We start from the raw sequence: 12,811 nt of genomic DNA on the forward strand, positions 1-12,811 counted from the left end.
GTTCGATCACACCCGGTTCCGGCGTGAACGGCACGTGACGGAGCCGGCACGGTCTTGGGGCGGAGCGGGGGTCGGAGAGAGGATGTGGGGTACCACCAGCAGTGACACCGGGAGGAAGCAGCGTGACCGACAAGGACACGGCCAGGAGCGTCACCGGCGAGGACGAGGTCGTGGACCTCTGCCGCGAGCTGATCCGGATCGACACCAGCAACTACGGCGACCACTCGGGACCCGGCGAGCGCGCGGCCGCCGAGTACGTCGCCGAGAAGCTTGCGGAGGTCGGGCTCGAACCGCAGATCTTCGAGTCCCACCAGGGGCGTGCCTCCACGGTCGCCCGCATCGAGGGCGAGGATCCCTCGCGCCCCGCCCTGTTGATCCACGGCCACACCGACGTCGTACCGGCCAACGCGGACGACTGGACGCACCACCCGTTCTCCGGCGAGATCGCCGACGGGTGCGTGTGGGGCCGGGGCGCGGTCGACATGAAGGACATGGACGCCATGACGCTGGCGGTCGTCCGCGACCGGCTGCGCAGCGGTCGCAGGCCTCCGCGGGACATCGTCCTCGCCTTCCTCGCGGACGAGGAGGCGGGCGGGACCTACGGCGCCCGGTACCTCGTCGACAAGCACCCGCATCTCTTCGACGGCGTGACCGAGGCGATCAGCGAGGTGGGCGGGTTCTCGTTCACCGTGAACGAGCAGCGGAGGCTCTATCTGATCCAGACGGCCGAGAAGGGCATGCACTGGATGAAGCTGACCGTGGCCGGCACGGCGGGGCACGGTTCCATGATCCACCGGGACAACGCGATCACCGAGCTGTCCGAGGCGGTCGCGCGGCTCGGGCGGCACGAGTTCCCGGTGCGGGTCACCAAGACCACCCGGGCCTTCCTCGACGAACTCGGCGACGCGCTCGGCATCGAGCTCGACGCGGACGACATGGAGGCGACCCTCGCCAGGCTCGGAGGTATCGCCAAGCTCATCGGCGCGACCCTGCGCAACACGGCCAACCCCACACAGCTGGGCGCCGGTTACAAGGTCAACGTCATTCCGGGCGAGGCCACCGCCCATGTCGACGGCCGTTTCCTGCCCGGGTTCGAGGACGAGTTCCTCGCGGACCTCGACACCATCCTCGGGCCCACGGTCAGGCGTGAGGACGTGCACTCCGACAAGGCCGTCGAGACGACCTTCGACGGGGCGCTCGTCGAGGCGATGCAGTCGGCCCTGCTCGCCGAGGACCCCGCCGCGAAGGCCATTCCGTACATGCTCTCGGGCGGCACGGACGCCAAGTCCTTCGACGAGCTCGGCATCCGCGGCTTCGGGTTCGCGCCGCTGAAGCTGCCGCCGGAGCTCGACTTCGCGGGCATGTTCCACGGCGTCGACGAGCGGGTCCCGGTGGACGCGCTCAAGTTCGGCGTGCGGGTCCTCGACCGATTCCTCGACTCCGCCTGATGCCCGACCGGCTTCCTCGGCCCCGTCCCGGTTTGCACGCCGAAACGCGGCCCCAGTATTCGCCAGCACGTACGGAGATCGACCAGGACGAGTGAATGCGACCATAAGCTCGTAGCTCCATTACTCCCTCCTCGTTACAGGTGATGTGGTCCGAGGCTTGGATCGCTTTTGCCAACAAGGAGGAAGAATGATCAAGAAGGTCGTCGCTGCTGCGGCTGCCACCGGTGGTCTGGTTCTCGCGGGTGCGGGTCTGGCCGTCGCCGATTCGGGTGCCCAGGGTGCCGCCTTGAACTCCCCGGGTGTCGTGTCCGGCAATGTCGTCCAGGTCCCGGTGCACGTCCCGGTGAACGTCTGCGGCAACACGATCTCGGTGATCGGGCTGCTGAACCCCGCCTTCGGCAACACGTGCATCAACAACTGACGTTGTGCCCCATCCCATGAGGGGCCTCACCCCGTGAGGGGCTGAGTGAGTCGGCCCCGGAGTGCGTGCCATGCGCTCCGGGGCCCGACCGGTTGCCCTCGCGGCCGTGCCCTCAGCGCGCGGCCGCGTTCCAGAAGGTCCACGCAAGGTCGAAGACAGGGAATCAGCAATGCGACAGGTCACCCGTAAGGGCCTGATGACGGTTGCGGCGGCGACCGGCGTCCTCGCCGTCACCGGCGGCTATGCGCACGCGGACTCGGGTGCGCACGGATCGGCCACCAACTCGCCCGGCGTGCTGTCGGGCAACTCGGTGCAAGTACCCGTACACATCCCGGTGAACGTCTGCGGCAACACCGTGAACGTGATCGGGCTGCTCAACCCGGCGGCGGGCAACATGTGCGCCAACGCCGGCGGCAGCCGTACCGGCGGCTCCCACGCCGGCGGGCACACCAGCGGCTCGCCCGGTGTCGGCTCCGGCAACCATGTGCAGGTCCCGGTGGACATCCCGGTGAACGCCTGCGGCAACAGCGTGAACGTGGTCGGTGTCGGCAACCCGGCCACCGGTAACCACTGCGGCAACATCCCGGGCGGCGGTCACTCCACCAACCCGCCCGGCGGCGGTGGCGGCACCACGCCTCCCGGTGGCGGCGGTGGCGGGACCACGCCTCCCGGCGGCGGCAGTGTCACGCCTCCCGGCGGCGGCGGCTCGACCCAGGTCAACCAGCCCGGTACGCAGTCCCTCACCCCTGCCGGCAGCTCGCAGCTCGCCGAGACCGGTAGCGACCTCCCGGTCGGCGTCATGGTGCCGGCGAGTGCGGCTGCGCTGCTCGGTGGCGTGCTGCTCTACCGCCGGGCGCGCACGAGCAGGTGAGCCATGGGCCCGCGGTCACGGCCACCGCGCGACGCGTCACCCTTCGGGGCTCGCCTCGCGCGGTGGCGGACGCGGGGCCCGTCGGCCGATCGACACCCTCGATGAGCACACCCGGGTGTACGGAGCACCACACCGCACCCTATGGACCGCAGTGCCACATCCTTCCCCGGTGGCCTGGAGAACGGATCGGGCCCCGCTCCGGCGGGGCCCGATCCGATTCAGCCTCCTTCGCTCACCACGTCGCGCGCACCTGGCGGATGATCCGCCGGCGCAGCCGCACCCTGCGGCTGCCGTCACGCAGCAGGCTCAGGCGGTCCAACTCCCAGTGTCCGTACTCGGCATGATCCGTGAGAAGGCGTGTGGCGTCCTTGCGGGACACCCCGCGCGGTACGTACACGTCGACAAATTCGTATTCCGGCATCGCATCTATTGTGCGGGCTGGGGCCCGGTACGGATAGCGTCTGCTCTATGTCTGATGCTGCGCAGCCCACAGCTGCCGAGGTACGCGCCGCCGTAGAGGCGGTCAAGACCGCGCTCGACCGCCACCTGGCGGCGATCGAGCGCAGGACGGGTGACGACGACCCGGCCGTCTACGAGGCGTTCAACGAGCTGGCCGCGGCGGCCGAGGAGTACGACGAACTGTTGTACGACCGGTATGACGAGGTCACACCCTTCGAGATTCCCGGTGTGGAGGACGCGCTCCCTCCGTACACCGGCCCCGAGGAACCGAACGCGCTCAGTGTGCTGATCCGCCGCGACTACGCCGTGGCGGAGCCTGAGCGGCTGCTGGCGCAGGCACGGCGTGTGGAGGCCGCGGACGAGGAGGGTGTGCGGGGATCGTCGGCCGGCACCGTCCACGGCGCGGTCGGTGTCCTCTTCGGAGAGTTCGAACCGGACGAGATCGCCTCCCGGCACAAGGAGTTCGGGCTGGAGGAGGGCGACTCCACGCTGTGGGTGACGGCCGCGGACGAACCCGCGGAACCGGGTGACTGGCTGGAGGCGCCCTTCGAGCAGGTCGATCCGCAGGGTGTGGTGTGCCGCTTCGACGTCAGCACGGTCTTCGACGACGAACCGGACGACGATCTCGAGGACGACTTCGGGCCCGTATCGGAGCTGGAGGACGACGAGGACCTGGAACCGCTGGAGGTCGACCGCTAGCCCGCGCGGGCCGGGCGGGGAGCTTCCGGGCACTGCGCCGCCCGGCCGGGGGAGGTGCCCAGCGGCATCTCCCCCCATCGCTTCAAGACCCCGCAGGCCGGGAGCCGGGCGCTCGGATCAGCCCGCCGTCGGGAGCTGGCCCCGCAGCAGCAGGGGCAGGCGGGTGGTCCGCGGCTTGGCCGGGGTCTCGGCCACGGCGCGCGGCAGCGCCTGCTCCACTCCATGGACGACGGACAGATGGCGGTCCGCCCTGCCGAAGGCCGTGTACACCCAGGGTCTGCTCAGCGCCTGGGCGGCATCACCGGGGAGCACCACGACCACCGCGGGCCACCGCTGCCCCACCGCCTGGTGCGCGGTGATCGCCCAGCCGTGCCGCACGGCCTGATCCACCCGCTCCTTCGGTACGACGACGGGTTCGCCGGAGCACTCCAGATGCAGCCCCGCCGCGTCCGCTGTCACCACATGCCCCTGGACCGTACGGCCCGGGGCGGGGGAGTAGGCGATCCGATCGCCGGCGTCGAAGCCCCCGAAACGGCCGGGGCCCGGGTTGAGCCGCTCCTTGAGCGCCGCGTTCAGCACACGGGTCCCCGCCGCTCCGCCATGGCCGGGCGTGATCACCTGTGTCTCCTGCGAGGGGATCCCGATCGCACGCGGCACGGAGTCCACGACCAGCTGCACGGTGCGGTGCACCGCCTCCCGGGCGTCCCGCACCGGCACGATCACGACCTCCTTGCCGGGCGCGTCGACCTGCGGGAGCTCGCCGATGCCGACCGAGGAGACGAGCTCTCCGATCGGGCCGGGGTCGGGGGTCCGCGAGGCGATCTGCGGGCACGCACGGGCGGTGAGCAGATCGGCGAACACCCGCCCTGGTCCGGCCGACCACAGCACTCCCGGGTCGCCGCTCAGCACCAGGCGGGCGCCGTCCGGCAGCGACTCGGTGAGCAGGGCGGCCGACTCGACGTCCAGCTGAGGGGCGTCCAGCACGATGAGCAGGTCGAGGTCCAGCGCGCCGTCGGCGTCCCGGCCGGGGCCCTCGGCGCCGGACAGGAGCCCCGCGACCGTGGTGAACGCCGGGTGCGCCGTGGCGGTGTCCGGCAGGTCGAGCCGGTCCCGCAGCGCGGCGAACGCGTTGCGCGCCGCCGGGCTGTGCGTGGCCGCCCAGGCGCGCACGCCGAGGTCACGCGCCGCATACAGCAGCGTGGCCGGCTCGATGCGCGAGGCCTCCCCGCCGGTGTGGAGCACAAGGCCGTGGCCCGCGGCCGCGCGGATCAGCTCCCCGGCGGCGCCGCTCACCGAGCGGGCCGCCCGCTCCCAGGCGTCGGCCGAACCGTTCTCCTTCGGCACGGAGTTGATCAACCGGGCCAGTCCGTCGGCGAGGCTCTCCTCGGCGAGCGCGTACCTCTCCAGGCCGATCAGGACGCGGACCGGGCGCTCCTCCGCCTCGTCCTCGCCCTCCCCGGCCGGCCCCTCGACGGGTGCGGCGCCCGGCCCTGTCGTCTCCAGGGCGTCCTGGAAGACCAGGACCTCGCCCTCGGCGATGCTGCTCTGCACGGCCGCATCCGGGTCCGGCACCGACCGCTGGGTGAGCGCGGTCTCGAGAGCCGGTACCTCCAGTGCGGTGTGTCCGGCGAGGGCGGCCTGCTCCAGCAGCCAGACGGTCATCGCGCGGGCCCGTCGGTCGTCGTCCGGACGGCACTCCGCGCCGAGCAGGGCCCGGGCGAAGCCGTCGGCCTGCTCCGGCCTGACCTCCGCGACCCGCAGCAACTGCCAGGGATCCGCCTGCAGGCGGGCGTCCGCCGTCTCGCCGAGGACCGAGGCGACCTGGGGCGCGAGCGTGTCGGGCGCTCCCGCCCCGGTCAGCAGGGCACGCACGGCCGCGACGAGTTCCGTGCCCGGGGCCGTGGGCGACTGCGGGGGCGTGACGGGCCGTGCGGGCCGCTCGGGCTCGGGGGCGGCGCGGCGCGGAGTGGGGGCCGGCTCCCGGAACGCGCTCGAGACCGGCTTCTCGCCGCTCTCCACGGCCCGTACCGCCGCCAGCAGGTCGGCGGCCTTCCCGCTGAGCTTCGTGCCGGCCTCGACCGGCCCCTGCTTCTCGGCCTTCCGCCGCTCGATCCGCTCCCGCTCGATGCGCTGGGCGGCCAGCTCGGCCTCCGCCTCGGTCCGCTCGGGCGCGGCGGCGCCCTCGCCGGCGGACGCCGCGGCCGCGCCGTCCTGGTCCTCGCCCCCGGGAGCCGTCCCCGCCTCGGTCCGGCCCGTGTCCTGCCCGGTCCCGTCCTCCGGCTGGGGGGACGTCTCCCTGGTCTCCGGGTCCGTGGTCACAGCGTGCTCCAGTCGTGATCGGGATAGCGGTGCACCGGGGCCGACACGTCGTCCAGCGCCCGGCAGATCTCGTCAGGAAGACTAAGTGCCTCCACTGACAGTGCCGCCGAGAGCTGCTGTGCGTTGCGCGCGCCGACGATCGGCGCGACCACGCCCGGCCGGTCGCGGACCCATGCCAGCGCCACCTGGAGCGGCGTGGCGGACAGCCCGTCGGCGGCCGTCTGCACCGCGTCCACGATGCTGCTCGCCGTGTCGTCGAGATAGGGCTCCACGAAGGGGGCCATGTGCGCGGAGGCCCCGCGCGAGTCCGCCGGTGTCGACTGCCGGTACTTGCCGGTCAGCACGCCGCGGCCCAGGGGAGAGGAGGGCAGCAGCCCGACTCCCAGGTCCAGTGCGGCGGGCAGCACCTCGCGCTCCACACCGCGCTGCAGCAGCGAGTACTCCATCTGCGTACTGGCGAGGCGGGTCCGTATGCCCGGGGCGGCGAGCTGCCATGTCGCCGCCTTGGCGAGCTGCCAGCCGCAGAAGTTGGACACGCCCGCGTATCTGGCCCGGCCGCCGGCGACGGCGAGGTCGAGCGCGTGCAGGGTCTCCTCCATCGGGGTGGAGGGGTCGAAGGCGTGGATGTGCCACACGTCGACGTAGTCCGTGCCGAGACGGGCGAGCGAGGCGTCCAGCGCGGCGAGCAGATGGCCGCGCGAGCCGTCGAACCGGCGGTCGGGGTCGGGCACGCTCCCGGCCTTCGTCGAGATGACCAGGTCCCGGCGCGGCACGAGGCCGTCCATCAGCTGCCCGAGCAGATACTCGGCCTCCCCGTCCCCGTACACGTCGGCCGTGTCGACGAGGGTCCCGCCCGCCTCCCAGAACACCTTCAACTGCTCCGCGGCGTCGTGCTCGTCCGTGTCACGCCCCCAGGTCAGGGTGCCGAGTCCGATCCGGGACACGCGAAGGCCGGTACGGCCGAGATGCCTCTGCTCCATGAACGCCGAGATTACGGCCTGAGCTCGGCCCGTGGGGGGCCTGTGGACAACCGAGTTCCCGTGCCGACCGGCGAGTGAGGCGTCGCTCTCCCTGCCGGGGAGGACGCCGCGCTATGGTCTGCCCACAACGGACGTTACTGATCGGTAAGGGGAATCGGCCATGCAGCTCGGGATCAACCTCGGCTACTGGGGTGCCGGAATGGACGGCGACAATCTCGCCGTGGCCCAGGAGGCCGACCGGCTCGGCTATGCGGTGTGCTGGGCCGCCGAGGCCTATGGCTCCGACGCGGCCACGGTGCTCACCTGGGTCGCCGCCCAGACCGAGCGCATCGACGTCGGTTCGGCCATCTTCCAGATCCCGGCCCGCCAGCCCGCGATGACCGCGATGACCGCCGCCACGCTCGACTCGCTCTCCGGCGGCCGCTTCCGCCTCGGTCTCGGGGTCTCGGGGCCCCAGGTCTCCGAGGGGTGGTACGGCGTCAAGTTCGACAAGCCGCTGTCCCGCACCCGCGAGTACGTGGAGATCGTGCGGAAGGCGATGACACGCGAGCGGCTGTCGTACGAGGGCGAGCACTGGACCCTCCCGCTGCCCGGGGGGCCCGGTAAGCCGATCAAGCTCACGGTGCACCCGCAGCGCGAGCACATCCCCCTCTACATCGCCGCGATCGGTCCCAAGAACCTGGAGCAGACCGGCGAGATCGCCGACGGCGCGCTGCTCATCTTCCCCTCGGCGGACCACCTCGAGGAGACGGCGATCACCTACCTGCGCGCGGGGCGGGAGAAGGCGGGCAAGACCCTCGAGGGCTTCGACGTCTGCCCCACGCTTCCCCTCGCGGTCGGCGACGACAAGGACGTGACGGCCCTGGCCGACACCTTCCGGCCCTACACCGCGCTGTACGTCGGCGGCATGGGCAGCCGCAAGCAGAACTTCTACAACCAGCTCGCCCGGCGCATGGGCTACGAGCAGGCGGCCGCGGAGATCCAGGACAAGTACCTGTCGGGCGACAAGCAGGGCGCAGCGGCCGCCGTACCGCACGAGCTGATCGACCGGACCACCCTGCTGGGCTCGGTGGACCGGATCGCCGACCGGATGAAGGTCTACGCCGAGGTCGGCGTCACCACCCTCACCCTGGCGCCCGCGGGCTTCACCCTCGACGAGCGGATCGCCTCCCTGCGCGCCGGGTCCGAGGCCCTGGAGCGGGCCGGGCTCGCCTGACGGGGGCGAATGGTCTCCACGGCCGTGGTGGGGGCTCGGGGGTCCACCCCGCCACGGCCGTCACGGGGAACAACGCGCCGGGCCCCGAGCGGTTACGGCATCGACGGGACGGGTGCGCTCCTCCGTTCGGCGCAGCCGCCCCGCACAGCTGTTGCACCACCTCCACGACGGCATTTGACTCTCTCTTTGCGGAGTCCTGCAGAGAGGTGCCCACGATGCTTTCGGCGAAGAGTCTGTTCAAGGAGATCCTCGACAACGACGAATCCTTCCGCCTGTTCTGCTCGATCGCGGCCAGCGGGGAGTCGCAGGGCGGCTGGGAGAACGGCCGGATCGCCGCACTCGTGCCGGAGAGCGAGCGGGCGCTCGTCCCCAGGATCGTGCGGCACGGCGCGGACGAGGACAAGCACGGACGCATCTTCAACGCGCTGATGAGGAAGCGCGGCCTGGACCCCGTTCCGGTACCGCCCGAGACCGACTACACGATGCTCCTCGAGAAGCGGGGCATCGGTCTCGCGCACGAGAAGCTCAAGGCCGACCGCCCGCTGTCGGTGCAGGACGTCATCACCTATCTGGCACACAGCAGGGTCACCGAACAGCGCGCCGCGGAGCAGATGGGGATGCTGCGCACGTACTTCACGGACCATCCCGAGATCGGCCGGGCCGTGCGCATGATCTCCCAGGACGAGGACAACCACCTGGCGTACTCCAACGAGGAGCTGCTGCGCTTCGCGGCCGCCGGACACAGCCGGTTCATCCGGCGGACGCTGCGCGCGTGCGCGTTCGCGGAGATCCGCGTCCACCGGGACGTCAGTCTCGCCGTCATGGCCCACATGGGGCGCATCCTCGGCTGGCCCGCGGCCAGGTCGGCGATGCTCGCGGCCGGTATCCGCGCCGTGTACCTCTACGAGCGCCTCGCCGGATGGCGGCGGATGGTGACCCTGAGGATGCCGGAGCGGCGCGACGCGCTCGGCGGTCCCGTCACGCAGGCGCACGAGTTCGCCTGAGCCGCCGGTCGCCGCGTGTGCGGCACGGAGGGAGGCGTCCTCACAGCCAGCCGCGCCGCTTGAACGTCCGGTAGAGCATCACTTCGACGGCCGCCATCGCCAGGATCAGCGCCGGGTACGACCAGAGCCAGTGCAGCTCGGGCATATGGTCGAAGTTCATTCCGTAGATCCCCGCGATCATCGTGGGGACCGCGGCCATCGCCGCCCACGCCGAGATCTTCCGCACATCGTCGTTCTGCCGCACGCTCGCCTGCGCCAGATGTGCCGAGAGGATGTCGGACACCAGCCGGTCCAGGGCCTCCACGGACTCGTTCACCCGGGCCAGATGGTCGGAGACGTCGCGGAAGAAGGGCCGCGACTTCTCCTGCACGAAGGGCACCGTCGTCCCGTATGTGCCCTGGCCCGCCAGCCGGGACAGGGGCGGGGCCAGCGGGACGGTGGCCCGCCGGAACTCGAGGACCTGCCGCTTGAAGGTGTAGATCCGCGATGCCGCGTGGTGGGAGCCGCCACCGGACGGTGAGAAGACCTCCGCCTCCAGTTCCTCCAGGTCGGTCTGCAGTTCGGTCGCCACGTCGAGGTAGTGGTCGACGATCGAGTCCGCGATCGAGTAGAGCACCCCCGTCGGGCCGTGCCGCAGCATCTCCGGCTGCTCCTCGAGATGGCGCCGGAGGCGGGCGAGCGGCATGTGCTCGCCGTGGCGCACGGTCACCACGAAGGAGTCGCCGAGGAAGAGCATCAGCTCGCCGGTGGAGACGGTGTCGCTGCGGGGCTCGTAGGACACCGGTTTGAGCACCACGAACAGCGAGTCGTCGTACACCTCCAGCTTGGGGCGCTGGTGCGCCTTCAGCGCGTCCTCGACCGCCAGCGGATGCAGCCCGAACTCCTGGGTGACCAGCTCGAACTCGTTCTCCGTCGGCTCGTGCAGGCCGATCCACAGGAACGTGTCGGAAGCGGCACGCGCCTGGCTCAGCGCGTCGGAGAGGTCCTCGGGGCTCTCTGCACGGCGCCCGTCCCGGTAGATGGCGCAGTCGATGATCACGGAGCGTATTCTCCTGTCGGCCGGGCACCGGCGCATGCCGAGCACTCCTCGAGGGCTCCTGCCGCCGGGCGTCGTCGCGGGCCGGGCGGACCCCACCGGGCCCGCCTTCCCCCGGCCGCCGCCGCTCCCACCACCGGCCCGGCTTTCGCAGGCGTCCCTTTAGGCTGGACGTCATGCCCACGTTGATCCTCGTCCGGCACGGACGCTCCACCGCCAACACCGCGGGACTCCTCGCCGGCTGGACGCCCGGCGTCGCCCTCGACGAGCGCGGCGCAGAACAGGCCGCAGCCCTGCCCGGGCGACTCGCCGCACTGCCGCTCGCGGCGGTGGTCACCAGCCCTCTGCAACGCTGCCGGGAGACCGTGCAGCCGCTGCTCGACGCCCGTCCGGGGCTGCCCGTGCACGCCGACGACCGGATCGGCGAGTGCCACTACGGCGACTGGTCCGGACGCAAGCTCGCCGAGCTGAAGGACGAGCCGCTGATGGAGGTCGTCCAGGCTCATCCGTCGGCGGCCGCCTTCCCGGGCGGTGAGTCGATGCGGGCCATGCAGACCCGCGCCGCGGAGGCGGTGCGCGAGTGGAACGAGCGCGTCGAGCGCGACCACGGTCCCGACGCCGTGTACGTCATGTGCTCGCACGGTGACATCATCAAGTCGCTCGTCGCGGACGCACTCGGCCTTCATCTCGACCTCTTCCAGCGGATCTCCGTCGAACCGTGTTCCATCACCGCGATCCGTTACACCCGGTTGAGGCCATTTCTCGTTCGTCTCGGGGACACCGGCGATTTCACCTCTCTCGTGCCGCGTGAGGAACCCTCCGGTTCGGATGCCGCGGTCGGGGGCGGCGCGGGCGCTCCGTGATCGTCGGCCGCAGTAGGGTGAAGCGGGCGCACCAGCGCAGTAGTTGTCAGCAGCAGTAGTCAGCAACCGAAGCGGACCGGCGCGGTCAGCCGGCCCCGATCCCGATCCAATGGAGACAGGACGTGTCCCGTCAGGTGTTCCTCTACGACCCCCCGGACCGCTTCGTGGCCGGTACGGTCGGGTTGCCCGGGCGCCGTACCTTCTTCCTGCAGGCCACGTCCGGACCCCGGGTGACCAGCGTGGCCCTGGAGAAGACCCAGGTCGCGGCGCTCGCCGAGCGCATGGACGAGCTGCTCGACGAAGTCGTGCGCCGCAGCGGCGGCAGCGCTTCCGTACCCGCCGTGGCCCCCACGGAGATCTCGGACACGGCTCCGCTCGACACCCCCATCGACGAGGAGTTCCGCGTCGGCACCATGGCCCTGGCCTGGGACGGCGAGGAACAGCGCATGGTCGTCGAGGCCCAGGCCCTCGTCGAGCTCGACGCCGATTCCGAGGAGGACCTGGCCGAGGCCGAGGAGCGGCTGCTCCAGGACGAGGAGAACGGGCCGCCGATGCTCCGGGTCCGGCTCACCGGCACCCAGGCCAGGGCCTTCGCCAAACGCGCCCTCGACGTCGTCAACGCCGGTCGCCCGCCGTGCCCGCTGTGCAGTCTCCCGCTCGACCCGGAAGGACACGTATGTCCGCGCCAGAACGGATACCGCCGCGGAGCGTGACCACGGCAGAGCTGCTCGCCGAGGGCGAGCTCGCCGTGGTCGGACGCATCCGTGACGCCTCCAACGCGGCGCTGTACTGCACGGTCTCCCACGACGGGCGGGAAGCTGCCTGCATCTACAAGCCCGTCGCAGGGGAGCGGCCCCTGTGGGACTTCCCGGACGGCACACTGGCGCAGCGCGAGGTCGCGGCCTACGCGGTGTCCGAGGCGACCGGCTGGGGGCTCGTCCCGCCCACGGTGCTGCGCGAGGGGCCCTACGGCCAGGGCATGTGCCAGCTGTGGATCGAGGGGCAGCCGGACACCGAGCTGCTCGCCCTGGTGGAGGGCGAGGAGGCGGAGGAGGGCTGGAAGGCCATCGGCCCGGCCGACGTCGGTGAGGGCAGGACCGCCCTGCTCGTGCACGCCGACGACGAGCGGCTGCGGCGCCTGGCCGTCCTGGACGCCGTCATCAACAACGCCGACCGCAAGGGCGGGCATCTGCTGCCCGACGGCGAGGGGCGCCTGTACGGAATCGACCACGGGGTCACCTTCAACGCCGAGAACAAGCTGCGCACGCTGCTGTGGGGCTGGGCGGGCGAGCCGCTGACCGGGGAGGCCACCGAGGTCCTCAAGGGCCTCAAGGAGTCCCTCGAGGAGGGTGCCGCGCTGGCCCTGCGGCTGGCCGAGCTGCTGACTCCGGCGGAGGTGCAGGCCACGCGTGCGCGGGTGGAGGCGCTGCTGGAGTCGGGAAGACATCCGGAACCCACCGGGGAGTGGCCCGCGATTCCCTGGCCGCCGGTGTGA

General features: G+C 71.6%; 13 protein-coding genes. 9 read left to right on the top strand and 4 right to left on the bottom strand.

Annotated features, from left to right (window positions below; genetic code table 11):
• The first annotated feature begins 122 nt into the window (after positions 1-122).
• The 3 genes from ACSHXN_RS31985 to ACSHXN_RS31995 all read left to right on the top strand — a co-directional run bounded on the left by ACSHXN_RS31985 (position 123) and on the right by ACSHXN_RS31995 (position 2,740).
• Positions 123-1,448, top strand: coding sequence for a M20/M25/M40 family metallo-hydrolase (locus ACSHXN_RS31985; protein ID WP_355132574.1), 1,326 nt, complete (start codon positions 123-125; stop codon positions 1,446-1,448).
• A 187-nt stretch (positions 1,449-1,635) separates the two neighbouring features.
• Positions 1,636-1,869, top strand: a complete 234-nt coding sequence (gene chpH / locus ACSHXN_RS31990; RefSeq protein ID WP_059125718.1) for a chaplin ChpH — start codon at positions 1,636-1,638, stop codon at positions 1,867-1,869.
• Between the two features lie 169 nt (positions 1,870-2,038).
• Entirely contained in the window at positions 2,039-2,740 is a 702-nt protein-coding gene (locus ACSHXN_RS31995) for a chaplin (protein WP_355801094.1), read from the top strand.
• Between the two features lie 232 nt (positions 2,741-2,972).
• Here ACSHXN_RS31995 and ACSHXN_RS32000 read toward each other — a convergent pair whose 3' ends face one another.
• Positions 2,973-3,161, bottom strand: coding sequence for a DUF5703 family protein (locus ACSHXN_RS32000; RefSeq protein WP_005485166.1), 189 nt, complete (start codon positions 3,159-3,161; stop codon positions 2,973-2,975).
• 47 nt (positions 3,162-3,208) lie between these two features.
• Between ACSHXN_RS32000 and ACSHXN_RS32005 the strand changes: the two genes are divergently transcribed.
• The gene (locus ACSHXN_RS32005) at positions 3,209-3,898 is read left to right on the top strand and encodes a hypothetical protein (RefSeq protein WP_355132576.1); all 690 of its coding nucleotides are present in this window, start codon (positions 3,209-3,211) and stop codon (positions 3,896-3,898) included.
• 117 nt (positions 3,899-4,015) lie between these two features.
• Here the strand turns inward: ACSHXN_RS32005 and ACSHXN_RS32010 are convergent, their stop codons facing one another.
• Together ACSHXN_RS32010 and ACSHXN_RS32015 are read right to left on the bottom strand one after the other, a co-directional pair.
• Positions 4,016-6,229, bottom strand: coding sequence for a helix-hairpin-helix domain-containing protein (locus ACSHXN_RS32010; protein ID WP_438306515.1), 2,214 nt, complete (start codon positions 6,227-6,229; stop codon positions 4,016-4,018).
• Positions 6,214-7,197 carry an aldo/keto reductase gene (locus ACSHXN_RS32015; RefSeq protein WP_355132578.1) on the bottom strand — a complete coding sequence of 328 codons (984 nt, stop codon included), beginning with the start codon at positions 7,195-7,197 and terminating at the stop codon, positions 6,214-6,216. The genes ACSHXN_RS32010 and ACSHXN_RS32015 overlap by 16 nt, the downstream gene beginning before the upstream one ends.
• A 160-nt stretch (positions 7,198-7,357) precedes the next feature.
• Between ACSHXN_RS32015 and ACSHXN_RS32020 the strand changes: the two genes are divergently transcribed.
• Complete coding sequence (locus ACSHXN_RS32020) at positions 7,358-8,413, top strand: LLM class F420-dependent oxidoreductase (protein WP_355132579.1); 1,056 nt, start codon at positions 7,358-7,360, stop codon at positions 8,411-8,413.
• A 215-nt stretch (positions 8,414-8,628) separates the two neighbouring features.
• Positions 8,629-9,417, top strand: a complete 789-nt coding sequence (locus ACSHXN_RS32025) for a ferritin-like domain-containing protein (protein WP_355801085.1) — start codon at positions 8,629-8,631, stop codon at positions 9,415-9,417.
• A gap of 40 nt (positions 9,418-9,457) precedes the next feature.
• Here ACSHXN_RS32025 and corA read toward each other — a convergent pair whose 3' ends face one another.
• A complete protein-coding gene (corA, locus tag ACSHXN_RS32030) occupies positions 9,458-10,456 on the bottom strand; it encodes a magnesium/cobalt transporter CorA (protein WP_355132581.1) in 999 nt (332 codons plus the stop codon).
• A 173-nt stretch (positions 10,457-10,629) separates the two neighbouring features.
• On the opposite strand from corA, the gene ACSHXN_RS32035 reads away from it, so the two are divergent.
• The 3 genes from ACSHXN_RS32035 (at position 10,630) to ACSHXN_RS32045 (ending at position 12,811) form a co-directional block, all read left to right on the top strand.
• Positions 10,630-11,316, top strand: a complete 687-nt coding sequence (locus tag ACSHXN_RS32035) for a histidine phosphatase family protein (RefSeq protein ID WP_356110621.1) — start codon at positions 10,630-10,632, stop codon at positions 11,314-11,316.
• 122 nt (positions 11,317-11,438) lie between these two features.
• The gene (locus ACSHXN_RS32040; RefSeq protein WP_355132583.1) at positions 11,439-12,029 is read left to right on the top strand and encodes a DUF3090 domain-containing protein; all 591 of its coding nucleotides are present in this window, start codon (positions 11,439-11,441) and stop codon (positions 12,027-12,029) included.
• Positions 11,993-12,811 carry an SCO1664 family protein gene (locus ACSHXN_RS32045; RefSeq protein ID WP_355132584.1) on the top strand — a complete coding sequence of 273 codons (819 nt, stop codon included), beginning with the start codon at positions 11,993-11,995 and terminating at the stop codon, positions 12,809-12,811. Before ACSHXN_RS32040 ends, ACSHXN_RS32045 begins: the two co-directional genes overlap by 37 nt.

This window comes from Streptomyces sp. HUAS TT11 (assembly GCF_051553595.1).
In the GTDB taxonomy this organism is placed as follows: domain Bacteria; phylum Actinomycetota; class Actinomycetes; order Streptomycetales; family Streptomycetaceae; genus Streptomyces.

What these genes read in the sequence shown, in the direction of transcription:
- ACSHXN_RS32025 (WP_355801085.1), top strand. Translation starts at nt 8,629, where the DNA reads ATGCTTTCGGCGAAGAGTCTGTTCAAGGAGATCCTCGACAACGACGAA.
- ACSHXN_RS31995 (WP_355801094.1), top strand. Translation starts at nt 2,039, where the DNA reads ATGCGACAGGTCACCCGTAAGGGCCTGATGACGGTTGCGGCGGCGACC.
- ACSHXN_RS32005 (WP_355132576.1), top strand. Translation starts at nt 3,209, where the DNA reads ATGTCTGATGCTGCGCAGCCCACAGCTGCCGAGGTACGCGCCGCCGTA.
- chpH (WP_059125718.1), top strand. Translation starts at nt 1,636, where the DNA reads ATGATCAAGAAGGTCGTCGCTGCTGCGGCTGCCACCGGTGGTCTGGTT.
- ACSHXN_RS32035 (WP_356110621.1), top strand. Translation starts at nt 10,630, where the DNA reads ATGCCCACGTTGATCCTCGTCCGGCACGGACGCTCCACCGCCAACACC.
- ACSHXN_RS32045 (WP_355132584.1), top strand. Translation starts at nt 11,993, where the DNA reads ATGTCCGCGCCAGAACGGATACCGCCGCGGAGCGTGACCACGGCAGAG.
- ACSHXN_RS32015 (WP_355132578.1), bottom strand. Translation starts at nt 7,197, where the DNA reads ATGGAGCAGAGGCATCTCGGCCGTACCGGCCTTCGCGTGTCCCGGATC.
- ACSHXN_RS32000 (WP_005485166.1), bottom strand. Translation starts at nt 3,161, where the DNA reads ATGCCGGAATACGAATTTGTCGACGTGTACGTACCGCGCGGGGTGTCC.
- ACSHXN_RS32020 (WP_355132579.1), top strand. Translation starts at nt 7,358, where the DNA reads ATGCAGCTCGGGATCAACCTCGGCTACTGGGGTGCCGGAATGGACGGC.